Source organism: Acaricomes phytoseiuli DSM 14247, assembly GCF_000376245.1.
GTDB lineage: Bacteria > Actinomycetota > Actinomycetes > Actinomycetales > Micrococcaceae > Renibacterium > Renibacterium phytoseiuli.
The window spans coordinates 1-22,810 of sequence record NZ_AQXM01000035.1 but is presented as its reverse complement, the minus strand read 5'-3'; the positions used below and the strand labels follow the sequence as shown (position 1 = coordinate 22,810).

Annotated in this window: 25 protein-coding genes, 1 tRNA gene and 1 pseudogene; 6 read left to right on the top strand and 21 right to left on the bottom strand. The window is 62.5% G+C overall.

Going from position 1 to position 22,810, the window contains the following annotated elements; translation table 11 throughout:
- The 5 genes and pseudogenes from C501_RS13820 to C501_RS0101485 form a co-directional block, all read right to left on the bottom strand.
- Nucleotides 1–545: CAP domain-containing protein (locus C501_RS13820; protein ID WP_156807567.1), on the bottom strand; the 545-nt coding region annotated here is incomplete at its 3' end.
- 456 nt (nucleotides 546–1,001) lie between these two features.
- Nucleotides 1,002–1,077: transfer RNA gene (locus C501_RS0101510), tRNA-Val, on the bottom strand.
- A gap of 45 nt (nucleotides 1,078–1,122) precedes the next feature.
- Nucleotides 1,123–1,988 (bottom strand): annotated as a pseudogene (locus C501_RS12105) (NAD-dependent protein deacetylase).
- A complete protein-coding gene (locus tag C501_RS0101490; protein ID WP_018133869.1) occupies nucleotides 1,985–2,482 on the bottom strand; it encodes a redoxin domain-containing protein in 498 nt (165 codons plus the stop codon). Before C501_RS0101490 ends, C501_RS12105 begins: the two are co-directional and overlap by 4 nt.
- A gap of 8 nt (nucleotides 2,483–2,490) precedes the next feature.
- Nucleotides 2,491–2,946 (bottom strand): DUF3052 domain-containing protein, encoded by a 456-nt coding sequence (locus C501_RS0101485; protein ID WP_018133868.1) that lies wholly within the window; start codon nucleotides 2,944–2,946, stop codon nucleotides 2,491–2,493.
- A 425-nt stretch (nucleotides 2,947–3,371) separates the two neighbouring features.
- Here C501_RS0101485 and aceE point away from each other — a divergent pair, with 425 nt between their 5' ends.
- The 6 genes from aceE (at nucleotide 3,372) to fabF (ending at nucleotide 11,362) form a co-directional block, all read left to right on the top strand.
- Nucleotides 3,372–6,125 carry a pyruvate dehydrogenase (acetyl-transferring), homodimeric type gene (gene aceE / locus C501_RS0101480; protein WP_018133867.1) on the top strand — a complete coding sequence of 918 codons (2,754 nt, stop codon included), beginning with the start codon at nucleotides 3,372–3,374 and terminating at the stop codon, nucleotides 6,123–6,125.
- Nucleotides 6,126–6,140: 15 nt separating this feature from the next.
- Nucleotides 6,141–7,394 carry a PucR family transcriptional regulator gene (locus C501_RS0101475; RefSeq protein ID WP_018133866.1) on the top strand — a complete coding sequence of 418 codons (1,254 nt, stop codon included), beginning with the start codon at nucleotides 6,141–6,143 and terminating at the stop codon, nucleotides 7,392–7,394.
- A 95-nt stretch (nucleotides 7,395–7,489) separates the two neighbouring features.
- Nucleotides 7,490–8,479, top strand: a complete 990-nt coding sequence (locus tag C501_RS0101470; protein WP_018133865.1) for an ACP S-malonyltransferase — start codon at nucleotides 7,490–7,492, stop codon at nucleotides 8,477–8,479.
- A 2-nt stretch (nucleotides 8,480–8,481) separates the two neighbouring features.
- Nucleotides 8,482–9,564: a beta-ketoacyl-ACP synthase III gene (locus tag C501_RS0101465; protein WP_018133864.1), complete on the top strand. Its 1,083-nt coding sequence runs from the start codon at nucleotides 8,482–8,484 to the stop codon at nucleotides 9,562–9,564.
- Nucleotides 9,565–9,736: 172 nt separating this feature from the next.
- The gene (locus tag C501_RS0101460) at nucleotides 9,737–9,982 is read left to right on the top strand and encodes an acyl carrier protein (RefSeq protein ID WP_018133863.1); all 246 of its coding nucleotides are present in this window, start codon (nucleotides 9,737–9,739) and stop codon (nucleotides 9,980–9,982) included.
- 144 nt (nucleotides 9,983–10,126) lie between these two features.
- Entirely contained in the window at nucleotides 10,127–11,362 is a 1,236-nt protein-coding gene (gene fabF, locus C501_RS0101455) for a beta-ketoacyl-ACP synthase II (protein WP_018133862.1), read from the top strand.
- A gap of 112 nt (nucleotides 11,363–11,474) precedes the next feature.
- Here the strand turns inward: fabF and C501_RS0101450 are convergent, their stop codons facing one another.
- The 16 genes from C501_RS0101450 to C501_RS0101375 form a co-directional block, all read right to left on the bottom strand.
- Nucleotides 11,475–11,978: a DUF3145 domain-containing protein gene (locus tag C501_RS0101450; protein ID WP_026174485.1), complete on the bottom strand. Its 504-nt coding sequence runs from the start codon at nucleotides 11,976–11,978 to the stop codon at nucleotides 11,475–11,477.
- A 139-nt stretch (nucleotides 11,979–12,117) separates the two neighbouring features.
- Nucleotides 12,118–13,044 (bottom strand): tyrosine recombinase XerC, encoded by a 927-nt coding sequence (locus C501_RS0101445; RefSeq protein ID WP_026174484.1) that lies wholly within the window; start codon nucleotides 13,042–13,044, stop codon nucleotides 12,118–12,120.
- Nucleotides 13,045–13,130: 86 nt separating this feature from the next.
- The gene (dprA, locus tag C501_RS0101440) at nucleotides 13,131–14,411 is read right to left on the bottom strand and encodes a DNA-processing protein DprA (RefSeq protein WP_018133859.1); all 1,281 of its coding nucleotides are present in this window, start codon (nucleotides 14,409–14,411) and stop codon (nucleotides 13,131–13,133) included.
- Nucleotides 14,408–15,946 (bottom strand): YifB family Mg chelatase-like AAA ATPase, encoded by a 1,539-nt coding sequence (locus tag C501_RS0101435; RefSeq protein ID WP_026174483.1) that lies wholly within the window; start codon nucleotides 15,944–15,946, stop codon nucleotides 14,408–14,410. Before C501_RS0101435 ends, dprA begins: the two co-directional genes overlap by 4 nt.
- Nucleotides 15,943–16,299, bottom strand: a complete 357-nt coding sequence (locus C501_RS0101430) for a YraN family protein (RefSeq protein WP_018133857.1) — start codon at nucleotides 16,297–16,299, stop codon at nucleotides 15,943–15,945. Before C501_RS0101430 ends, C501_RS0101435 begins: the two co-directional genes overlap by 4 nt.
- A gap of 94 nt (nucleotides 16,300–16,393) precedes the next feature.
- The gene (locus C501_RS0101425; protein WP_018133856.1) at nucleotides 16,394–16,720 is read right to left on the bottom strand and encodes a DUF2469 domain-containing protein; all 327 of its coding nucleotides are present in this window, start codon (nucleotides 16,718–16,720) and stop codon (nucleotides 16,394–16,396) included.
- 7 nt (nucleotides 16,721–16,727) lie between these two features.
- Entirely contained in the window at nucleotides 16,728–17,534 is an 807-nt protein-coding gene (locus C501_RS0101420) for a ribonuclease HII (RefSeq protein WP_018133855.1), read from the bottom strand.
- Nucleotides 17,534–18,307, bottom strand: coding sequence for a signal peptidase I (gene lepB, locus C501_RS0101415; protein ID WP_018133854.1), 774 nt, complete (start codon nucleotides 18,305–18,307; stop codon nucleotides 17,534–17,536). Before lepB (C501_RS0101415) ends, C501_RS0101420 begins: the two co-directional genes overlap by 1 nt.
- 29 nt (nucleotides 18,308–18,336) lie before the next feature.
- The gene (lepB, locus tag C501_RS0101410) at nucleotides 18,337–19,020 is read right to left on the bottom strand and encodes a signal peptidase I (RefSeq protein ID WP_018133853.1); all 684 of its coding nucleotides are present in this window, start codon (nucleotides 19,018–19,020) and stop codon (nucleotides 18,337–18,339) included.
- A gap of 24 nt (nucleotides 19,021–19,044) precedes the next feature.
- Entirely contained in the window at nucleotides 19,045–19,407 is a 363-nt protein-coding gene (gene rplS / locus C501_RS0101405; protein WP_018133852.1) for a 50S ribosomal protein L19, read from the bottom strand.
- A gap of 245 nt (nucleotides 19,408–19,652) precedes the next feature.
- A complete protein-coding gene (trmD, locus tag C501_RS0101400) occupies nucleotides 19,653–20,441 on the bottom strand; it encodes a tRNA (guanosine(37)-N1)-methyltransferase TrmD (protein WP_018133851.1) in 789 nt (262 codons plus the stop codon).
- A gap of 4 nt (nucleotides 20,442–20,445) precedes the next feature.
- Nucleotides 20,446–20,979 (bottom strand): ribosome maturation factor RimM, encoded by a 534-nt coding sequence (rimM, locus tag C501_RS0101395; protein WP_018133850.1) that lies wholly within the window; start codon nucleotides 20,977–20,979, stop codon nucleotides 20,446–20,448.
- Between the two features lie 123 nt (nucleotides 20,980–21,102).
- A complete protein-coding gene (locus C501_RS12100) occupies nucleotides 21,103–21,345 on the bottom strand; it encodes an RNA-binding protein (protein WP_043567872.1) in 243 nt (80 codons plus the stop codon).
- Nucleotide 21,346: 1 nt separating this feature from the next.
- Nucleotides 21,347–21,790, bottom strand: coding sequence for a 30S ribosomal protein S16 (gene rpsP / locus C501_RS0101385; protein ID WP_026174482.1), 444 nt, complete (start codon nucleotides 21,788–21,790; stop codon nucleotides 21,347–21,349).
- A gap of 222 nt (nucleotides 21,791–22,012) precedes the next feature.
- Nucleotides 22,013–22,480 carry a hypothetical protein gene (locus tag C501_RS0101380; RefSeq protein WP_018133847.1) on the bottom strand — a complete coding sequence of 156 codons (468 nt, stop codon included), beginning with the start codon at nucleotides 22,478–22,480 and terminating at the stop codon, nucleotides 22,013–22,015.
- 96 nt (nucleotides 22,481–22,576) lie between these two features.
- Nucleotides 22,577–22,810, bottom strand: a 234-nt coding sequence (locus C501_RS0101375; protein WP_018133846.1) for an integrase core domain-containing protein, incomplete at its 5' end; no start/stop codon positions are given.

Sequence of the window (22,810 nt, the reverse complement as noted above, 5' to 3'; positions counted from 1 at the left end):
ACAGCAAAAGCTTCTCCGGAACTCGATGTAGCAAATCCTATGCCTACATCCGTGTAATCCCCTATCATGTTTCCGTAGTGCCCTGGGCTATCCACCCATGACTGATGCATTGCGGGTATATCTTTGTTGCCTCTTTTGACGATGTTCTCACCGCAACGAGACCAACCAGCTGGAATCTGCTTGGAATAGTATGGATTATGCACATATGCCGCGTCGCCGGAGGCCATTCTTTGAGCATAATGTTGGGCCACTCTTGCTAAAAATTCATTGACCCTTAAGGGCTGCTTACCTGCCAGTCTTCTTGTCTCATCAAGGAGACTTTCGAATTGGCCGGCTTCATCTCTATTGAGAATTTCTTTACCCACCACCTGATGCTCGGTCCCAACTGAAGACCCGTTGGTAGAACTAGCTGCTGACGCAACCGCTCCGCCTGAACCAATGAGTGCAACAACCAGAAGGGGTGCGAGTGCATAATTAAAAACTGGACGATAATTCTTCATAAAATTACTCCCAACAATGAAATTGATTGATTGTTTATCGAACACCCCCCAAATACTATTTACACACCATGGGATACTTAAAGTATTTTCATAGCATAGCTCATCTTGCACAGAATTTTATGTGATATAGATCACTTAAAGTATGGGGTGTGAAAATGAGTAACAAAGCTGATGAGCCTCCACCTACCTGGTGATTGCATGTTCGCGTAAGGTCCGCCCTTGAGACCCGAAGCCTTCAGAGCCCAGCACGTCTAATAGTAGTACACAGCCCGGTCGTAGAAGTCCGCCTCTACCTATCAGGTAAAACACGCCCCACCCAAACTCATAACCTTCAGAAGCCGGGTCTGCCCCGGGTTTGGTTGACAGTTGGGGTTTGGGGTGATCAGGCCGCTGCAAATCGTTGTAAATAAAGGGCTGTTTTTCGCCACAAAAACGCCACAAACATACGAAACCCCGCCAAATCAGGAACTCTAGTTCCTTGATTTGGCGGGGTTTTTCGTGTGGTGGGTCCTACCGGGATCGAACCGATGACATCCACGGTGTAAACGTGGCGCTCTACCAGCTGAGCTAAAGACCCTTGAAACTACGATCCTCTACTGTACCTGATGTTCTGACTAAACACTCATCGGCCGGGCAGGGCCTGTTCGAGGAAGCTCAATACCTCGGATGCTCCGGCCGCCACGGTGACTTCCGCTAGATCATCACCGCGGGTCTCGCCCCGGTTGACGATGGCTACCGGCTGGCCGTCTTTGCTGGCTCGGCGCAGGAAGCGCAGCCCGCTCATCACCGTCAGCGATGAGCCCACCACGAGCAGACCACCGGCCTCCGCCACCAGCGCGTAGCACTGCTCGACCCGATCTTTCGGGACGTTCTCGCCGAAGAAGACGACATCCGGTTTCAGCATCCCGCCGCACACCGGGCACGGCGCGATGGAGAACGCGTTGATCAGCTCTGCATCGACGAGGTCGGCATCGGCATCGGGGCGAGCTCCACCTGCCCGCGCTTGGCTGCCTCGGCCAGGAAGCCCGGATTCCACTGATTCATGAGCTCCGCGACAGCCTCCCGGCTGAACCGGGTCGCGCAGCTCAGGCAGATCACCTGGTCGAAGCGCCCGTGCAGGTCGATCACCCGCTGGGACCCTGCATCCTCATGCAGCCGGTCCACGTTCTGGGTGATGATCCCAGTGAGCAGCCCGCGCTGCTCCAGCCGAGCCAGGGCACGGTGCCCGGCATTGGGCTCGGCCCGGTGCATATGCCGCCAGCCCAGCTGGTTCCGGGCCCAGTACCTGCGCCGCTACGCATCATCTGAAACGAATTCCTGATACGTGATGGGAGTTCGTCGCGGGGAGCTGGGGCCGCGGTAATCTGGGATCCCGGAATCTGTGCTGATGCCGGCTCCGGTGAGCACCGCGATCCGGCGGCCCCGAGCCAGGACCCCGGAGAGCATGTCGAGAAGCGGCTGCCACGATTTGCGGGATGGATCCGTCATGACTCTTGCCCCAGCGCCTGGAGGCTCGCGAGCGCTTGAAGGTAACGGGAGATGGGCCTCGTCGCGCCTGCTTCGCTCTGGAAGACGTCCCGGATGACACCGTGCGAATCGATCAGCACGCTCACCCGGTGAGCTGCCCCCCGCGTATCGTCGAAGGCTGCGTAGCGCCGGCAGACCTCGCCATGCGGCCAGTGGTCGCTCAGCAGCTCCAGGCCGAGGCCTTCGGCTTCGGCATAGGCGCGGAGACTGAATTTCGTATCGGTGGAAACTGCCAGCAGATGCGCCGGCTCCAACCCCTCCCTGCGCCGCTGCAGTTCACGCAGTTCGCCGTCGCAGATGGGTGAGAATGCTGCAGGAAAGAAGATCAGGAACGCTGGGCGGCCCCGCAACGCCTCATGGGTGACCTGTTCGCCATGCTGATTCGGCAGGTCGAACACCGGCGCCGGGGCACCGATCAGCTGCAGACCCTCAGGGCTGATGACGAGGCCGCCCACGGGAGAGCTTATTTGTGATTCCGGCGCGGCACCAAGCGGGTAGCGGCCCAATCATCGCTGACCCCCGCGGTGCTGGTCACGTGCAGGCCGGCTGTCGGCGCGGCCTCTTGGATCTCCGATGGCGGAACGTATCCGCTGCGCCCGGACTTCGGCGTGAACACCCAGACCACACCGCCCTCATCGAGATCCCCGATGACGTCCATGAGCGAATCCACCAGGTCATCGTCATCGCTGCGCTGCCAGAGGAGGACGGCGTCGACCACGTCGTGATCTTCCTCTTCGAGGATCTCGTTGCCGGTGAGCTCCTCGACACTGTCCCGCAGGGCGAAATCAACGTCCTCGTCGTAACCGAATTCCTGGATCAAGTCACCGGCCTTGAATCCCAATTGTTCCGCTGCGGTGGCCGAACCTGTCTCACCAAGCGATGTGACTGCGCTGCCGTTGCCGGAGTCGGCATCGTTCACGATTTTCCTCCATGCCTTTCTGTAGCTTCTCTAGAAGCTTCTCTACAGCTTCCTAGCACTACCTACCACTATGCCCTAGATGCTGAGCAGTGGCTGTCTCTAATGTCCTCTAGTGTCGCAGAGCCTTCTGAGAGTATGTGCTTTATCACAAGAAAACACTGAAAATCTGCCGGTATCAAGCATTCCCGCACTGATTCCTCGGAAGCCTAGGGCTCGGCGCGGCGTTACTCCGGACCAGAGCCTAGTAATCCTGGCTACGCATAGGAGGCTGGGCCGGTTTAGAGTGGGGAGTGGATTGTTGCGTCCACCGACGCGATCCCGACGTCGCTGTCGCTTGCTCCTTGGTATGAGGCGGTGTGACCGCCGAGCCGAAATACAAGCACCAGCACGACACATGCTTCATATGAGATGCGGAGAGGTTAAACGTGACTGCCGGGGAAGAGAATTCTCACATTCTGAGCGTGCTGACCAACCAGCTTCCGGACAAAGATCCGGAAGAGACCGCCGAGTGGATCGAATCCCTCGATGCCCTGATCAAAGAGCAGGGCACGGAACGGGCTCAGTTCATCATGCGTTCACTGCTTCAGCGTGCCGGAGCGCAGAGCGTTGGCGTGCCCATGGTCACGACCACGGACTACGTCAACACGATCCCGATCGATCAGGAAGCCGATTTCCCCGGCGATGAAGAGATTGAACGGACCTACCGGAAGTGGCTGCGCTGGAACGCCGCGGTCATGGTGCACCGCGCGCAAAGCCCGGAGATCGGGGTCGGCGGGCACATCTCCACCTATGCCGGCGCGGCAACGCTCTACGAAGTCGGCTTCAACCACTTCTTCCGGGGCAAGGATCACCCCGGTGGCGGCGACCAGATCTTCTTCCAGGGCCACGCCTCCCCCGGCATGTACGCCCGGGCCTTCCTGGAGGGCCGGCTCAGCGAGGACGATCTCGATGGCTTCCGCCAGGAGAAGTCCAAGGCCCCGCATGGCCTGTCTTCCTACCCGCACCCGCGGTTGATGCCGGAGTTCTGGGAGTTCCCCACCGTTTCCATGGGCATCGGCCCGATGAACGCGATCTACCAGGCGCAGTCGAACCGCTACCTGGAGAACCGGGGCATCAAGGACACCTCGCAGCAGCATGTCTGGGCTTTCCTGGGCGACGGCGAGATGGATGAGCCCGAGTCGCGCGGCCTGCTCCAGCTGGCGGCCAACGAAAAGCTCGACAATCTGACCTTCGTGGTCAACTGCAATCTGCAGCGCCTGGACGGCCCCGTCCGCGGCAACGGCAAGATCATGCAGGAGCTCGAGGCTTTCTTCCGCGGTGCTGGCTGGAACGTCATCAAGATCGTCTGGGGCCGGGAGTGGGATGAACTGCTGGCCAAGGACGACGACGGCGCGCTCGTCGACATCATGAACACTACGGTCGACGGCGATTACCAGACCTTCAAGGCGGAGTCTGGCGGATTCATCCGGGAGCACTTCTTCGGCAAATCCCCGCAGACCAAAGAGATGGTCGCGGATATGACCGATGAGGACATCTGGAACCTCAAGCGCGGCGGTCACGACTATCACAAGGTCTACGCCGCCTATAAGGCCGCGATGGAGTTCAAGGGCAAGCCGACGGTCATCCTGGCGCACACCGTCAAGGGCTACGGGCTGGGCACGCACTTCGAGGCCCGCAACGCGACGCACCAGATGAAGAAGCTGACCCTGCAGGATCTCAAGGACTTCCGGGACCAGCTGCGGATCCCGATCAGCGATGAGCAGCTGGAAGCGGATCCCTACCGGCCGCCTTACTACCACCCCGGGACGGATTCTCCCGAGATCGAATACCTCATGGAACGGCGCAAGGAACTGGGCGGTTTCGTCCCGGAGCGGCGCGATAAGCACACCGAGGTGGTGCTTCCGGAGGAGAAGTCCTACGAGGTGGCCAAACGGGGCTCGGGCAAGCAGTACGCCGCGACCACGATGGCTTTCGTCCGGCTGCTCAAGGACCTGATGCGGGATAAGGACTTCGGCAAGCGGATCGTGCCGATCATTCCCGATGAGGCGCGGACCTTCGGCATGGATTCCTTCTTCCCGACCGCCAAGATCTACAACCCGAAGGGGCAGAATTACCTCTCCGTGGATCGTGAGTTGGTTCTGGCCTACAGGGAGTCCCCCGCCGGGCAGATCGTGCACGCCGGCATCAATGAAGCCGGTTCGGTCGCCGCCTTCACGGCTGCGGGCACCGCTTATGCGACGCATGGCGAACCGCTTATCCCGGTCTACGTGTTCTACTCGATGTTCGGCTTCCAGCGCACCGGTGACTCCATCTGGGCCGCCGCCGATCAGATGACCCGCGGCTTCATCATCGGAGCCACTGCGGGCCGGACCACGCTCACCGGCGAAGGCCTCCAGCACGCTGACGGGCACTCGCTGCTCCTGGCCTCGACCAACCCTGCGGTGATCAGCTATGACCCCGCCTACGGCTATGAGATCGCACATATCTTCAAATCCGGCCTAGAGCGCATGTACGGCGACGACCCCGCGCTGAGCGAAGACGATCGGAATGTCATGTACTACCTCACGGTGTACAACGAGCCGATCCAGCAGCCCGCCGAGCCGGAGGAAGTAGACGTCGAAGGCATCGTCAAGGGCATCTATCTGCTGACTCCAGCGAAGATCGACGGCCCTCGGACTCAGCTCCTGGCCAGCGGCGTGGCGGTGCCCTGGGCACTGGAGGCCCAGCAAATCCTGGCCGATGAGTGGGGTGTCTCAGCCGATGTCTGGTCGGTGACCTCCTGGACTGAGCTGCGCCGGGACGGCCTGGCCGCCGAAGAGGAGATCTTCCTCGACCCGGGTGCTGAAGCACGGACTCCTTTCGTGACTCAGCAGCTGGCCGGGGCTACCGGGCCCGTCGTCGCGGTGACCGATCACATGAAGGCCGTGCCGGATCAGATCCGGCAGTTCGTGCCGAACGAATTCGCCACCTTAGGTGCCGATGGCTTCGGTTTCTCCGATACCCGGGCTGCCGCACGGCGCTACTTCAAGATCGATGCCCACTCCATCGTGGTCCGGGCTCTAGAGATGCTCGCCCGCCGGGGCGAAGTCGATTGGCAGGCCCCAGGCCAGGCCATCGAGAAGTACCGACTCGCTGATGTCAACGCCGGGACCACCGGGAACGCCGGCGGCGATAGCTAAGAGGCGAAGCCCACGATGAGCAAGGCCGCTGGACCGGTGACTGCGAGCAATCCGCAGACCCTGGCTAAGCTGCGCGACAGCATCAGCGCCCTGTCCACGATGACCACACAGCGGCTGGATTCAGCCTTGCCGTGGTACCGCAGGCTCAGCGCACAGGAACGCAGTGCGCTGGGTCTGCTCGCACAGAACGGCATCGCCTCGTTCGTGAACTACTACCAGAAGCCATCCTCCCCCGGTTGGGTGCTCACGGATGTCTTCGGCCAGGCGCCCACCGAGCTGACCCGCTCGATCAGCCTGCAGAAAGCCTTGCAGCTGATCCGGATCGTCGTTCAGGTGGTGGAGGACCAGGTCCCGGAGCTGGCCGCGCCCGGGGATGAGGCTGCGCTGCGGGAAGCCGTGCTGCGCTATGCCCGCGAAGTCGCCTTCGCGGCCGCGGACGTCTACGCCCGGGCCGCGGAGACCCGGGGATCCTGGGATACCCGGCTGGAATCCTTGATCGTCGATGCCATTCTGCGCGGTGAGAGCACCGATGCACTGCGCTCCCGGATCGCCGCCCTCGGTTGGCGCTCCACAGGGCGGTTCATGGTGCTCGTCGGCAGTATGCCCGCAGAGCCGGGGCAGGGCTTCGTGACCGAGCTGCGCCGGGCGGCGGCCCGGCAGGCCGAGGATGCACTGGTGGGAATTCAGGGCGAACGTCTGATCCTGATCCTCGGCGGGGTCTGCGATCAGCAGATCGCCTTTCAGAAACTCTGCGAGCTCTTCGGCCCGGGGCCAGTAGTCTACGGACCCGAGGCGGCCTCGCTCATGGAAGCCAGCTACTCTGCCCGGGCCGCCTTCGCGGGTCTGGCAGCGGTGCGGGCCTGGCCCCTGGCGCCGCGACCTGTCTCTTCGGAAGATCTCTGGCCGGAGCGGGTGATCAACGGTGATGATGGTGCCCGAGCGGCCCTGATCGAGAGCATCTACCTCCCCTTGCGTACTGCAGGCAATGGCCTAGAGGAAACCCTGAGCGGCTATCTCGCCCTGGGGCATTCCCTCGAGGCCACGGCACGGGAGCTCTTCGTGCACGCGAATACCGTGCGCTACCGGCTGCGGAGAGTTATCGATGTGACCGGCTGGGATCCTTTGATTCCGCGTGAGGCTTTCGTCCTCCAGACGGCTCTGACAGTGGGCAGGCTCGGCGAAAGCGGGGCTGCTGCTTCCGCAGAAGGCCTGCCCGTTAACGGTAATGATCGGAAATCAACTAAAATTCAGAAAGTTTCCGCCACCTGAACCCGCTCATTTTGTAGATAACCTACAATTCTTCCCATGGAGCTTCGTGCTCCTGAACAGCTGTATCAGCGGGGATCTTTGAAAGGCTAGTAACCGTGCTTGCGATCGTCTGCCCTGGACAGGGCGCTCAGTCCCCTGGCTTCCTCCAGCCCTGGCTAGAACTTCCCGGAGCTCGCGAACAGCTGGAAGCCCTGGGCGAGATCGCCGAAGTCGACCTCATCGCCCACGGCACCGTCTCCGATGCCGAGACCATCAAAGATACCGCTGTTGCCCAGCCGCTCATCGTCGCTGCCGGGCTCGTATCGGCCAAGGCGCTGTGGCCCGGCGGGATCACTTCTGTTTCAGCTTCAGCCGACTCTGAAGGCCCGGTTCTGGCGGGGCATTCGGTCGGTGAGATCACCGCGGCGGCATTGGCCGGAGTGCTCAGTGAAGCATCGGCGATGTCATTCGTCGCAGCACGAGCCCGGGGCATGGCCGGCGCGGCCGCAGCCGAAGCCACCGGCATGAGCGCGGTAGTGGGCGGAGTGCAGGAAGAAGTGCTCGCCGCCATCGAGCAGGCAGGGCTGACTCCTGCCAATCTCAACAGCTCGGGGCAGACCGTGGCCGCAGGAACCCTGGAAAGGCTCGCCGCTTTGGCGGCTGATCCCCCGGCCCGGGCTCGGGTGATACCGCTGAGCGTCGCCGGAGCCTTCCACACCGAACACATGACTCCCGCTATCGCGAACCTGGCGGCTCTCGCCGGCCAGATGCAGCCGCAGGATCCGCAGCTCACACTGCTCTCCAACTTCGACGGAGCCTCGGTGGCCAGCGGCTCCGAGGTGCTTCAGAGCCTCGTCGCCCAGGTGTGCCGCCCGGTACGCTGGGACGCATGCATGGCCACGATGCTCGAGCTGGGCGTCGACCGGCTGATCGAGCTCTCCCCCGCAGGCACGCTCACGGGGCTGGCCAAACGATCGATGCCCGGAGTTCGCTGCGTCGCGGTCAAGACGCCGGCGGATCTCGATGCCGCCCGAGAGCTCCTTGACCTCACTCCGGCCACCTCCGGCAGTGGTTCAAGCCGTCAATTCACGGAAGGCGGACATTGATCATGGTGGACTCCCCGTCCCAGCAGGCCCGCCCGCAGCTCAAGCAGACCAGGGGCCATGAGCACAGCAAGATCCTGGGGCTCGGCGCTTACCGCTCCGAGATCGTGGTGACCAATGAAGACGTCTGCCAGTGGATCGACTCTTCCGATGAATGGATCCAGCAGCGCACCGGAATCGTGACCCGCCGGCGGGCACCAGAAGAAGTCAGCGTCACGGATATGGCGGAAGCCGCCGCCCGCCAGGCCCTGGAGAGCGCCGGGATCGAAGCCTCTCAACTTGGTGCCGTGCTGGTCTCCACGGTGACCCACCCCTATGCCACACCATCGGCTGCGGCTCAGTTGACGGAGCGGCTCGGGGCCACCCCGGCCCCTGCCTTCGATATCTCTGCGGCGTGTGCCGGCTACTGCTACGGCATCGCCCAGGCCGATGCCCTGGTGCGCTCCGGCCAGGCCGACTACGTGCTGGTGATCGGCGCGGAGAAGCTCTCGGACGTCATCGATAATCATGAGCGCACGATTTCCTTCCTGCTCGGGGACGGAGCCGGTGCCGCCGTGATCGGGCCCGCAGACAGCGCCGGCATCGGCCCCTCGGTCTGGGGCTCGGACGGCAGTAAATGGGATGCCATCGGTATGACCCATTCGCTTCTGGACATCAGAACCCTTTCACTTGCCGCCCAGCAGGGCAACGGAGCGGCAGTGGGTTCGGTTCTGGAGACGGAGGCTCAGCTGTGGCCCACGCTCAGGCAGGACGGGCAGACGGTCTTCCGCTGGGCGGTCTGGGAGATGGCGAAAGTTGCCAAAGAAGCCCTGGAAGCTGCCGGCGTGACCGCAGCAGATCTTTCGGCTTTCGTGCCGCACCAGGCCAATATGCGCATCATCGACTCCCTGGCGAAGGAACTGGGGCTGCCCGATCATGTCTTGGTGGCTCGGGATATCGCAGAGACCGGTAACACCTCTGCAGCATCCATCCCGCTGGCCACCTGCCGTCTGTTCGAAGAGCACCCGGAGCTCAGCGGCGGGCTGTCCCTACAGATCGGCTTCGGCGCGGGGCTGGTCTTCGGCGCGCAGGTCGTCGAGTTACCCTGAGGAATGCGTTACCGATTGATCCGATGATAAGTTTCCGGCGGCCGGAGAAGAGCAGGTGTACCGTACGGTACGGCTCCGATCGCTGATCAGACCGCATCCGTGGTTTGATCGACACGGCCCGCAGCTAGATGAGCGGGCGGAACAGCAGGGAAATACCAGAAAAGGAGCCGTTATGGCGAGCAAAGAGGAAATCCTGGCCGGCCTGGCCGAGATCGTCAACGAAGAGACCGGGCTGGCCCCGGAAGCCGTGGAGCTGGAGAAGTCCTTCACCGAAGACCTGGACATCGACTCCATCTCCATGATGACCATCGTGGTCAACGCTGAAGAGAAGTTCGGCGTCCGCATTCCGGATGAGGAAGTCAAGAACCTCACCACCGTTAACGATGCAGTGGAGTACATCGCTAACGCCCAGGCATAAAGACCGGCTGGTTTGCGGTGGGCGCCCAGATGAGCGCCCACCGCAGCCGAGGCTGGCCGTAGCCGCCTCGCCCCCTTCGCTGAGCTCTACCAAACCCCTCATTTTCAGACCACCATCTTTTCCGTCTTTCCTGGAGAGTGAAGCATGTCCCGCAAAGTAGTCATCACAGGCTTAGGCGCCACGACCCCGATCGGTGGTGACGTGGCTACGACCTGGCAGAACTCTCTGGCCGGTGTCTCCGGTGCCCGCACCCTAAACGATGATTGGGTCGCCGAATACGAGCTCCCCGTGACTTTCGCTGCCCGGGCTTCGACCCCGGCAGCCGAGGCGCTCAGCCGGGTCGAGGCGAAGCGCCTGGACCCCTCAAGTCAGTTCGCGGTGATCGCGGCGCGCGAGGCCTGGGCGGATGCCGGCTCTCCGGATGTCGACCAGGACCGCTTCGCGGTGGCTTTCGCTACCGGGATCGGCGGAGTCTGGACCTTGCTCGACGCCTGGGATACGCTCAAGGACCGCGGGCCGCGACGCGTGCTGCCGATGACCGTGCCGATGCTGATGCCCAATGGTGCGGCAGCTGCGGTCAGCCTGGATCTCGGAGCCCGTGCCGGGGCGCACACTCCGGTTTCGGCCTGTGCCTCGGGAACGGAAGCCCTGCACCAGGCCGTGGAGCTGATCCGCTCCGGAAAAGCCGATGTGGTGATGGCAGGCGGTACCGAGGCCGCGATTCACCCGATGACTCTGGCCTCCTTCGCCTCGATGCAGGCGCTGTCTAAGCGCAATGATGACCCGCAGCGCGCTTCCCGTCCTTATGACGCGGATCGGGACGGCTTCGTGATGGGCGAGGGCGCGGGTGCCCTGGTGCTAGAAGCCGAGGAGCACGCACTGGCCCGTGGCGCGAGGATCTACGGCGAGCTGGCCGGTACGTCGGTGACCGCGGACGCTTATCACATCACCGCTCCGGACCCGGAAGGCCTGGGGGCGACCCGTGCGCTCAAAGCAGCGATGTTCGATGCCCGGGTTCAGCCCGAGGACATCGTCCATGTGAACGCCCATGCGACCTCCACCCCGGTGGGCGACAAGCCGGAATACACGGCGCTGCACAGTGCGCTGGGCAAGCATGTCGATAACGTCGCGGTCTCCGCGACGAAGTCCCAGACCGGGCATCTGCTGGGCGCCTCAGGGGCGGTCGAGGCCGTGCTCACGGTGAAAGCGGTGCAGGAGCGAACGACTCCGGTGACCATCAACCTGGAGAATCAGGATCCGGAGATCCCGCTGGATGTCGTAACTTCCCGCCGAGATCTGCCTTCCGGGGATATCGTCGCGCTCAGCAACTCCTTCGGCTTCGGCGGCCACAACGCCGTCATCGTGATCCGTAACTACTGAGATTACTGAGCTGATCACTGAGCTGGCTGCTTGGTGATGTTGAAGGGCCCCGCACCATTGGTGCGGGGCCCTTCAACATCAGGCTTTGGAAGAGGTACTAAGGCCGGCTTGTTCAGCCTACTCGGTGCAGCCAGCGTACTGGGGCGCCTTCTCCCGCGTAGCGGAAGGGCTCGAGTTCCTCATCCCAGGCTTCACCGAGTGCCAGGGAGAGCTCGTGGTAGACCTTGGCCGCATCGCCCGCTCCGGATTCGTAGGCGTACCGGATCCGGTCTTCGGAGATCATGATATTGCCGTGCGCATCCGTGACGGCGTGGAAGATGCCCAGCTCCGGGGTGTGCGACCAGCGGCCGCCATCGACCCCGGCACTGGGTTCTTCGGTGATCTCATAGCGCAGATGAGCCCAGCCGCGGAGCGCCGAGGCCAGAAGGGAACCGGTGCCCTGCGCGGCGGTCCAGCTCAACTCTGCTCGGAACATTCCGGGCGCGGCTGATTGCTGGGTCCACTGGAGATCGGTCCGCTCATCCAGGACGGAGCCGAGAGCCCACTCGATATGCGGGCATAACGCCGATGGCGCGGAGTGTATGAAAATAACTCCGCGCGTTGCCACAACAGACATACCATCCTCCATAGCCTTAGGTGCGTCTTCCCCAACGACCTTCTGCCATGGTTCCGGCATGTGAGATATTCAGCTTTAACAGCGTTTTGTTCGAACTAATGATTATTGTGCCGTATACCGGAGCATTACGCCAGTGCTATCAGGCCCGGGGGTGCGCTTGCTGGTAACTGGAGCGCAGCCGCTCCACCGAGACGTGCGTGTAGATCTGCGTGGTCGCTAGCGAAGCGTGCCCGAGCATTTCCTGGACGGCGCGCAGGTCCGCACCGCCATCGAGCAAGTGGGTGGCCATGCTGTGCCGCAGGGCGTGCGGGCTTCTGGCCGTGGTCTCACCCAGGGCTTCCAGCGCTCTGGCCACGACGGAGCGGATCTGACGCTGATCGATGCGACCTCCGCGGGCACCCAGGAAAAGCGCGGCGCCGCTCGTATCGGTCCGCAGTGCTAGCCTGCCGGTGCGGATCCAGTTCTCGAGCGCCCTCGCCGCCGGTATGCCGAAGGGCACCACCCGCTCTTTATTGCCTTTGCCCAGCACCCGGACGGTTCGTCGTTCCAGGTCCAGATCGTCGATATCAAGAGCGGCCAGCTCACCGACGCGCAGCCCCGCTGCGTAGAGCAGCTCGGCCATTGCCAGATCGCGTTTCGCGACCGGGTCACCGTCTTCAGCGCCTTGTTTCAGCGGGCTGAGGAAGCGTTCGACCCGTCCCTGCTGCACGATACCCGGTAGGTGCTTCTGACGTTTCGGGGACCCCATGCGCAGGCTGGGGTCGGTGTCGATCCGGCCTTCTCGAAGCATCCAGGCCATGAAGGTGCGCACTGTGGCAGCCCGCCGGGCGATCGTCGCGCGGCTCAGGCCGGCCAGGCTCTGCTCTCCGAGCCAGCTGCGCAGCAGGCTGAGGTCGATTTCCGCAGGGTCCGCTATGTCTTCCCGGATCGCAAATTCGAAGAGGTTGTGCAGGTCCGCAAGATAGGCGCGGATCGTATGCGCCGAACGGGCGCGTTCGGCGTGCAGATACGTACCGAACCCGGCAGTGGCGGCTGCGTAGGTCTCGGGAAGCGATGTCTCGGACACTCTTTCACTTTGCTGCTCCGGGCCGCTGAAGGCAAGCGGAATCGCCGTATCAAGCTGCTTCACGCTTTCCCAACTCAGCTCAAGAATCATGCATCGCGCTCCAGCTTCCGCCAGCGCCGGCCATCAGCATGGTTGACCTGACACGCCAATCCGAGGAGCTCCAGCCGCCCCAGCCCGGCCCGGACTTTCTCCATGGGCAAGCCCGAAAGCTCGCTGATCCTCCCTGGTACAAAACCTCTGCGAGCCGGCAGCGCATCGAAGATCATGAGGTCTTCCGTGGCCAGTCCATCGTGCACCCGCCGCTCTGACCTTTTAGCTTGAGCTCGCTGCCCTGAAGGCTGTTCGCGGCGGAGCTGTTCCGCTAGCCCAGAGGCTCTGGTGATGCTGCCGGAGAGCTCCGCCGCTTCAGCAGCATCAGTAACGCAAACGGCCCCTTCTCTGAGCAATCGATGGCAGCCCGCAGAGTGCGCCAGGTCCACTCTCCCCGGAACGGCCCCGACCTGCCGGCCGAGAGCCAGCGCATGATGCGCGGTGTTGAGCGCCCCGGAGCGCCAGCGCGCCTCCACCACGACCACTGCGGCTGATAATGCAGCGATCAGCCGGTTCCGCTGCAGGAATCGATAGCGGCTGGGTGCTGTGCCCACGGGAACTTCGGAGAGCAGCAAACCTCGGCTGCGGACTTCTCTGAGCAATTCCTCGTTCCCCTGGGGGTACCAGCGATCCAGCCCCCCGGCCATCACCGCGATAGTCGGCAATCCGGGTTTTTCCGGACTTGCCCTGGCCGCGAGCGCGGCACGGTGGGCAGCTCCATCGATGCCGTATGCTCCACCGGAGATTACCGTCAGCCCGGCTTCGGCAAGCCCGGTGGCGAGTTCATAGGCGATGGTCCGCCCGTAACCCGTGCAGTCCCGGGAGCCGACAACCGCTATGCAATGCTCGGCAGCGGGCACTTTCGGCGGCCGATTTCCCAGATACCACAGCGCCTGCGGGGCGGAAAGCCCCAGATCGTTCAGGGAATGCGGCCAGCCGAGCGCCTCGGGAATGAGCAGGCCGCCGCCTAACCGGTGAATTGCGTCGAGATCTCGTTGAGGGTCGAGCGCTGCTAACCTGGTCCGCCAGCGCGCAAGCGACTCGTCGAGCCCACGCCAGCGCAGAGAGGTCTCTGCGCTCAGGCATTCCGCTGCAGCTTCTTCCTGTGCGGACTGAATCCGCTCCCGCCCCTGAATGACTCGCAGCATCTTTCGCGGCCCGAGTATCCGGTTCAGCGCAGCGGCCGGGCCGTCATTCGGTTCGAGCAGGCGACTGAGACCGGCCCGAGCCCAGAGGATCTCGGAAGTTTCAGCAGGCTCCACGGCTCCGGTGCTCATGAGAGTTCACCGTGCTGACGCAGCATCAGCGCTTGACCCAGTTCATCGCTTCCGGGACGGTTCTGCTGTGCCAGATCTGCCAGTGTCCAGGCAATCCTCAGCACCCGGTCGTAGCCCCGGGCTGTGATCACTCCACGCTCCAATGCTGTGTCCAGGCTCCGGGTGACCGATTCGGATAACCGGAACTGCCCGCGCAGCAGGCGTCCAGGTATTTCGGCGTTGACCGTCAGAGCGTGCTCCCGCCAACGGCATCGCGCTCTTTCCCTGGCAGAGAGTACTCTCTGGGCCACTGCCGCACTGGGCTCTCCTTGCTCCTGACTGGAGAGCTGCGCCGGCGATAATCGGCCTACCGCGATCTGCACATCGACCCGGTCGAGCAATGGGCCGGAAAGCTTGCTGAAGTAGCGGCGTCGGGCTAATGCCGTACAGGTGCAATCCCGCCCCTTCCCCGTAGCCTGACCGCAGGGACAGGGGTTGGCCGCAAGCACTAATTGAAAGCGTGCAGGGAAAGAGGCCACGCCCGCAGAGCGGTGGATGACTAGTTCACCGCTTTCTAGAGGCTGACGCAGGCCGTCGAGCACTCGACGCTCGTACTCCGGTGCTTCATCCAGAAAAAGTACGCCTCGATGCGCCCGGGAAGCGGCCCCTGGCCTCGGAATACCGGAGCCGCCACCGATAATAGCCGCGGAACTGGCGGTGTGGTGCGGATTCTCATAAGGCGGTCTGCGGATCAACCCGGCACAGCCCTGTTCCGGGCCGGAGAGCGAATGCACAGAGGTCACTTCCATCGCTTCCTGTTCTTCCAGGTCCGGAAGGATGCCGGGCAACCTTTCGGCGAGCATGGTCTTCCCCGCACCCGGTGGCCCTTTGAGCAGCAGGTGATGTCTTCCTGCGGCAGCGACTTCCAGCGCGATCCGGGCTTCATCCTGACCCGCTACTTCGGAAAGATCGGGCAAGATCCCCTTGGTGGGATCCGTGCCCGGCGCTGTCGGCGAAAAAGGCTCCTGGTCGACGACTAAGCCCTCGGGGTCAGCGCCGAATCCCCGGGCCACGTCGCCAAGGCCGGCGCAGCCGATCACCTCCGAACCAGGAACCAGCTGCGCCTCAGCCAGGTTTGCGCTGGCAACGACTACCCGGCGGAATCCCAGCCGGACCGCTGCGGCGACCGCCGGCAGGACCCCACGTACTGGTCGGAGCCTGCCATCAAGGCCCAGCTCAGCGAGGAAGACGCACTTCCCCGGGTCCTGGATGTCCCCCGCTGCTCGCAAAGCAGCCATGACGATGGCCAGATCGAAAGAGCTGCCGCGTTTAGGCAGGGAAGCCGGCAGCAAGTTCACGGTGATCTTCCTGCGGCTCAGCGGGACTCCTGCGTTATGAGCAGCGGCTCTGATCCGCTCCCGAGCCTCTTGCAGCGAGGCATCCGGTAACCCCAAGATCTGGAAGCTCGGCAGGGTCTGGCCGATATCCGCCTCGATCTCCACGATATTGCCGCGCAAGCCCATAAGCGCTACCGCATATGTTCTGCCGAGACTCATCGGTACAGCCCTCGCAGATGCTCGATGCGCGGTTCGGCCCCGTCCAGCAATACCGCTACGGCATCCACTCGGAGCTGTGAAGCGAAGTAGCCGTGCTGCCGCGCCCACAAAACGGCAAGAGTATGCAAACGGCTCAGCTTCGCATCGGTGATCGCCTCAAAAGGGTGACCGTAGCGCATCGAGCGCCGGGTCTTGACCTCAACGGCGGTCAGGATCTCGCCGTCGAAGGCCACCAGGTCGATCTCCCCACGGGCGCAATGCCAATTGCTCTCAAGCACGGTCATGCCCTGCCGCGTCAGATACGCAGCGGCAAGGGACTCACCGTAAGCTCCTAAAACCTGCTTCGCTGTCATGCATTGAGCGTTCCACTCGGTATATACACCAGGCAGTCGTGAACGCGCCCATGTGCAGAAAACCCCAGTAATTACCCCTGTGGAGGAGCGAACTCTAAGAGGTCAGACCGGCATCTTTCGGCAGTTCCAGATCATCAGAGCGCACGAGTTCTTCGACGTTGACATCTTTGAAGGTGATCACCTGGACGCTCTTCACGAAGCGCGCCGACCGGTAGACATCCCAGACCCAGGCGTCTTGGAGATTCAGCTCGAAATACACCTCGCCATCGGCAGAGCGAGTCTGCAGATCCACGTGATTCGCCAAGTAGAAGCGCCGCTCTGTCTCGATCACGTAGCTGAACAGGCCAACCACATCCCGGTACTCCCGGTAGAGCTGGAGCTCCATCTCGGTCTCGTAATTCTCGAGGTCTTCGGTGCTCATAGCCCCATCATGCCTTATCCGCAGCATCTGCAGCAGCCGCTAGGACCGCTGAGGGCACTGCACGCGGAACCAGCTGCCAGCTCATCCGATGCCACGGACTGGGGCCAGAGGCTTGTATCGCGGCCCGGTGCGCAGCCGTGGCGTATCCTTTATTGACTTTCCAGCCGAACTGCGGGAATTTCCGGTCCAGTTCGGTCAGCTGGGTATCGCGCTCCACTTTAGCCAGCACACTGGCAGCAGCGACGCTGAGGCATTCGAGATCGGCTTTGATTCGGGTGTGCACGGGCGCTTCGATCCCTTCCTCTACCTCCGGTCCGTCATGAAGATCACCACCGGTCTCCGCGAGCTCGAAGATGCTCGACTGCTGCGCTGAGATCCAGTTGTGCTTACCATCCAGAATCACCGCCTCAGCCCGGACTCCGGCTGCCAGCAGCTGCTTCCAGGCCCGGAGAGCAGCCGTCCGCAATGCTGCGCTGAGCCCCCATTCATCGATCTCCGCAGCCGCTGCATGCCCCACAGCGCTGCCTACCGCCCATTGCCGGATCAGCGGTACAAGAGCCTCTCGCTCCGCCGGGGAGAGCAGCTTGGAGTCCCGCACCCCGGCCAGGGGCCGTTGCGCGGACGCGTCCACCACCACAATCCCGACGCTGACCGGGCCGGCAAGCGCTCCCCTGCCGACTTCGTCGACACCGGCGATGAAACGGGCCCCGGAAGCCATCAGCGAACGCTCTACCGTCAGGGTGGGGGCGGCCTTAACCACTGGTTTCCGGCGCGAATCCGTTGCTTCCTGCCCTGCCTCTGCCGTGCTGTCCACTAGCCAGCCGGGGCCGGTTCCGGGCTGCTAGCTGAGTCAGAAGGTGCCGGGACTTCACTGAACGTCTCGGGATAATTCCCCAGGATCGTCCAACGGTTGATAGGCCAGGCGATCACCGTCGCCACGCCTTCGACATCGGAGACCGATACGAAGCCCTGCCCCGGGGAGTCCTGATGCGCCCGAGAATCCGCGGAATTGTTCCTGTTGTCGCCCATGACCCAGAGTTTGCCGTCCGGCACCGTGACATTGAACGTTCCGTTGGGGCCAATCGTATTATCGGTTCCCGGGTAGAGATAAGGCTCGTTCAATGAGGTGCCGTTCACAGTGATCCGCTGCTGCACATCGCAGCAGCTCACCTGGTCTCCCGGCATGCCAATAATCCGTTTCACTAGGTGCTGCTGCGATTGATCCGGCATGAGTCCCACGAAGATCAGACCCTGCTGGAAGGGATTGGGCGGGGTGGTCTGCGTCGGCGGGAGCCAGTTTTGGGTGTCCTTGAAGACCACGATGTCACCGCGCTGCAGCGGGAAGAACTGCGGCGTCAGGACGTTGACGAAGATCCGGTCGTCCTTCTGCAGGGTCAGCTCCATCGACGGCGATGGGATGAAGTACGGGCGGAAGAGGAAGGTCTTGATCAGGAAAGAGAGGGCCAGCGCGATGACGATGACGATCACGATCTCCCGCAGCCAGGTCCAGACGGTGGCAGGTTTCTTCGTCTTGCTCTTAGCAGCACGCTGCTCCGCATCCGGGGTTTCCGCTGCTTCCTGAGACATCTACGCCCTGCCCTTTCCTTGCTCTGCTCTTATGGCCCCACCGGAGTACGCGGTACCGCACCGGCTCGATCCAGCGGCCACAAGATCTGGATCGGCCTGCCGATGACTTTACTCGCCGAGACCAGGCCGCCACCGGGGGCACCCAACAGGGAACGAGAGTCAGCGGAGAGCGAGCGATGATCACCTAATAGCCACAACTTACCCTGCGGCACGAGAACATCAAAAGCGACCTGGCTGGCTTCAGCACCAGATTCATTGCCCGCGTACAGATAGGGTTCATCGACAGCCTGGCTGTTGACGACCAGGCGACCGGACGCGTCGCAGCAGCTCACCCGATCGCCCGGCATGCCCAGGATGCGCTTGACGTAGACGGTATCGCTGCCCACCAGACCCAGGAACTGGCCTACCCCCTGGAAGAGATCGGTCACCGGCCCGCGGCCGGAATTGAGCGGGTCGAAGGAACCCCGCCCGTCGAAAACCACCACATCGCCGCGCTGGAGCGATTCGATCCCGCTGTCCATTCGGGAGACGGCCACCCGATCCCCCGCAATGAAAAGCGGTTCCATCGACTCACTGGGGATGTAGTAGACCTCGACCCACAGAGCCCGGATCAGGCCGCTCACCAGAACCACTGCGATCAGGCCGATCAAAACGAAACGCCAGCCCAGTTTCCTAGGCCGGCGTTTGGCTTGTCCGGTCAGTTCAGTCGACAAGACCGTACTTCGCTTCTGCTGCGTTTACTTAGCGGAGCTGGTGTTCTCACGCTTCTCTTTGATCTTCGCAGCCTTGCCGCGCAGCTCGCGCATGTAGTAGAGCTTGGCACGGCGGACATCACCACGGCTCACGAGTTCGATCTTCTCGATGATTGGCGAGTGCACCGGGAAGGTACGCTCCACGCCCACGCCGAAGGAGACCTTACGAACGGTGAAGGTCTCCCGCACGCCGTGTCCCTGGCGGCCCAGGACAAAGCCCTGGAAGACCTGAACACGGGAGCGGTTTCCTTCGATGATGTTCACGTGAACTTTGAGCGTGTCACCGGCGCGGAAGTCCGGGACGTCCTGACGCAGACTGGCTGCATCAACAGAATCGAGGATGTGCATTGTGCATCTCCTGGCAGACGCCACTGGTCGCCCGCTTTGGGTTGCGGCAGCCAAAGTCCCCTCCAGGTGACGAAAGCTGCCGAAGCGATAGGAACCGCCCGACCACAGGGCTGGCCAGCCGGCGCGCCGCACCATAGCCGGATTACCCCAGTGGCAGTATCTGACCTGCGGACGCAATGATCTATTCTGCCACAGCTGCTGGGCAAGCTCGAATCCGGCGGCTCGGGTGAGAACTGCTCCTACGGCTACTGTTCGTAGCCGGCCTCCCGCAGCGCTTCCAGATCGGCCCGGTCCAGGGCTTCCTGGTCCATAACGGCTAATAGCTCGGGCCTGCGCTCGGCGGTTCTGCGCAGTTGCTCGTCGCGGCGGAAACGGGCTATCCGGGTATGGTGTCCGGAGAGCAGAGTCTCCGGGATCTCCCGGCCCCGCCATACCGCCGGTTTCGTGTATACGGGGTATTCCAGCAGGCCGTCCTGATGCGACTCTTCGACCAAGGAAGCCGGGTTCCCAACGACTCCGGGGATCAGCCGGGCGATGGCCTCGACCATCGCGAGAACCGCTACCTCTCCCCCGTTAAGCACATAATCCCCCAGGCTCAGCGGCCGCACGCGAAATCGCTCGGAGGCCCAGTCCAGGACTCTTTCATCGATCCCTTCGTACCGGCCGCAGGCGAAGACCAGACTTGGCTCCTGGGAAAGCTCCTGAGCGATGCTCTGATGGAAGACCTCCCCGGCGGGTGAGGGCACAATCAGTACGGGCGGCTCGGCAGCATTTCCGGCTTCAGCAATACCGGGGGTGCGAGCGGGCAGATTCAGCACGGTTTCCAGAGCCTGGGCCCAGGGCTCCGGTTTCATAACCATCCCGGCCCCGCCGCCATAGGGGGTGTCATCCACGGTACGGTGCCGGTCCGTGGTGAAGTCCCGCAGGTCATGGACGGCCAGCTCGAGCAACCCTTCCTGGTGAGCTTTACCGATGAGGCTGAGCTCCAGGGGCGCCAGGTAATCCGGGAAGATGCTGATGACGTCGAAGCGCATGGGCTCAATCACCCAGGTCCAACAGCCCCTCGGGCGGGGTCAACCTGAGGAAACCCTGTTCCGTTGAGACTTCCGGAACGATCTGCTCGACAAAAGGAACCAGTGCCTCATCGCCACTCTGCAACCGGATGAGCAGAAGATCCTGCGCCGGCCGGGTCTGGAGCTCTGCCACTTCCCCGATGATTCGGTCATCGACGCGCACCTGCAGTCCGACCAACTCGTGCTCGTACCAGGCGTCCGCATCATCCTCTGCTTCGTCTGTCTCCGCCAGCAGCCGGACCCCCCGCAGGGTCTCAGCAGCATTGCGGTCCGGGGTCTCTTCGAAACCGAGTAGCAGGATGCCCTTGTTCCAGCGCGCCGAGGCCACTGTCAGCGGCCCCTGAGCAGCGGGCTCCGTCGCGAAGACCGCACCTGGCGCGAAACGCTTCTCCGGTGCATCGGTGAGCACCTCGACCGTGACTTCGCCGCGGATTCCGTGCGGCTTGCCGATCCGGGCGACGCGGACTGCATCAGGCTGCTGATGGTCCTGAGAGGTCATGCGATTCTCCTGAAGCTACGAGGGATCCTGAGATGTATACCTGTTGGCTGAGACGAATGATGGCTCCGAGCTTATCCGCTGGGAGCCATCATCGTCATTCAGTTGCTGACACGTTGTTGGGAACTAGCGCCGCCGGTCGGTATCGACGACATCGACGCGCACGCTCTCACCACCGGGCAATGCCGCCACTACCGTGCGTAAAGCACGAGCTGTGCGGCCCTGGCGGCCAATCACCCGACCCAGATCGTCCGGATGAACCCTGACTTCCAGGGTGTCACCGCGACGGCCATTGCGGAACTTCACACTCACGTCTTCCGGGATGTCGACGATTCCGCGGACCAGGTGCTCTAATGCGTCAGTTAGCAAATTACTCAGCCTCGGTGGTTTCTACAGCCTCGGCCTCTGCAGGAGCGGCCTCAACCTCAGCCTCAGCGGGCTTCTCCGCCGCCTTGGCCTTGGGGGTGATGGCTTCCTTGACGATGACTGAGTCCTTCTCAGAAGCCACGAAAGCTTCCTTGGGGGCCTTAGTCTTGAGCTTGCCCTCGGCACCAGGCAGGCCCTTGAACTTCTGCCAGTCACCGGTGATATTGAGGATCTGCATGACCTGTTCGGTGGGCTGCGCGCCTACCGAGAGCCAGTACTGAGCACGATCCGAGTTGACCTCGATGAAGGAGGGGTTCTCGGTGGGGTGGTACTTACCGATTTCCTCGATGGCCCGGCCATCACGCTTGGTGCGTGAGTCGGCAACGACGATGCGGTAGTAGGGTGCGCGGATTTTACCGAAGCGCTTAAGGCGAATCTTAACGGCCACTTTTGTGGTCACTCCTGTTTCATGAACTGGGCGGACCTCCGGAACCGGCCCGTGGGGCGGGCTATTCCGGAAAATCCTGAAGGACGCGATGCTCGTGCGGAGAGAGGGTCCGCATAGATCGAGTACCCAAACATTATGGCAGATATTCGTTGCGTTGCGTAGCGGCGGCAGGCTTCTGGGCTTCCCTCGGCCCGGGGTGGTCGATTGGGAAGAGGAGGCGAGTTAAACAGAGCCTAGGTAATACAGGCCAAGCCGTTCGTCTTCATCCGCGCTGGCCACCGCCGACGCCAGTCCACTGATTCTAGTGACCAAAGCAGCGGCTTCCACGGCGGAGACTTCTGCGTCTTCGCGTTCCGCCCAGTGCTTCGCAAGCTCATCGAGCTTCGGGTTTTGCTCTGCTGAGGCATTGTCCGCTGTTTCAGCCTTAGCATTCTTCAGTTCCGTGAAAGCTTCTACAACCGGCTCAGGGACCACGGAAAGTGCGTCCAGGTCAATATCCACTAGTCCTAGAGCGGTATCTGCGCCGGAAGCGTGGACTGCCTGCACTGCGAGCACACCGAGATCCTCTATCTCGATTTCGCTCAGGCCGTTGAGATCCACTCTCCGTGCTGCTTCCGGGGCGACTCCGGCGCCTCGTGCGAATGCACTCGCCTGCTGATGCGTAGCGACAAAAAGCTGACTGGATACCACTCGTTGTTCCTCCTTCGCGGATACTGACAACTACATTTCCCGGCCGGATTGATCGGGTCTGTCCCGGGTTTGGTTGACAGTTGGGGTTTGGGGTGATCAGGCCGCTTTCGCGTCCGTGTAGATCGTCTCAAACTCTACGGGAGTGAGTTTGCCGAGGCCGCGTTGCCGGCGTCTTCGGTTGTACTTCGTTTCGATCCAGGAAACGATCGCGAGGCGGAGGTCAGCGCGAGTGTTCCAGCATCTCGTGTTGAGCACGTTCTTCTGAAGCAGGCTGAAGAAACTCTCCATGCTCGCGTTATCGCCAGCTCCGTAGGACCGGCCCATGGAGCC

Excerpts from the sequence above, each read along its gene's own strand:
- fabF (WP_018133862.1), top strand. The coding sequence starts at position 10,127 with ATGTCCCGCAAAGTAGTCATCACAGGCTTAGGCGCCACGACCCCGATC.
- dprA (WP_018133859.1), bottom strand. The coding sequence starts at position 14,411 with ATGAGCACCGGAGCCGTGGAGCCTGCTGAAACTTCCGAGATCCTCTGG.
- C501_RS0101435 (WP_026174483.1), bottom strand. The coding sequence starts at position 15,946 with ATGAGTCTCGGCAGAACATATGCGGTAGCGCTTATGGGCTTGCGCGGC.
- C501_RS0101475 (WP_018133866.1), top strand. The coding sequence starts at position 6,141 with ATGAGCAAGGCCGCTGGACCGGTGACTGCGAGCAATCCGCAGACCCTG.
- lepB (WP_018133854.1), bottom strand. The coding sequence starts at position 18,307 with ATGTCTCAGGAAGCAGCGGAAACCCCGGATGCGGAGCAGCGTGCTGCT.
- trmD (WP_018133851.1), bottom strand. The coding sequence starts at position 20,441 with ATGCGCTTCGACGTCATCAGCATCTTCCCGGATTACCTGGCGCCCCTG.
- C501_RS0101450 (WP_026174485.1), bottom strand. The coding sequence starts at position 11,978 with ATGTCTGTTGTGGCAACGCGCGGAGTTATTTTCATACACTCCGCGCCA.
- C501_RS0101460 (WP_018133863.1), top strand. The coding sequence starts at position 9,737 with ATGGCGAGCAAAGAGGAAATCCTGGCCGGCCTGGCCGAGATCGTCAAC.
- C501_RS0101465 (WP_018133864.1), top strand. The coding sequence starts at position 8,482 with ATGGTGGACTCCCCGTCCCAGCAGGCCCGCCCGCAGCTCAAGCAGACC.
- C501_RS0101430 (WP_018133857.1), bottom strand. The coding sequence starts at position 16,299 with ATGACAGCGAAGCAGGTTTTAGGAGCTTACGGTGAGTCCCTTGCCGCT.
- rimM (WP_018133850.1), bottom strand. The coding sequence starts at position 20,979 with ATGACCTCTCAGGACCATCAGCAGCCTGATGCAGTCCGCGTCGCCCGG.
- C501_RS0101425 (WP_018133856.1), bottom strand. The coding sequence starts at position 16,720 with ATGAGCACCGAAGACCTCGAGAATTACGAGACCGAGATGGAGCTCCAG.
- rplS (WP_018133852.1), bottom strand. The coding sequence starts at position 19,407 with ATGCACATCCTCGATTCTGTTGATGCAGCCAGTCTGCGTCAGGACGTC.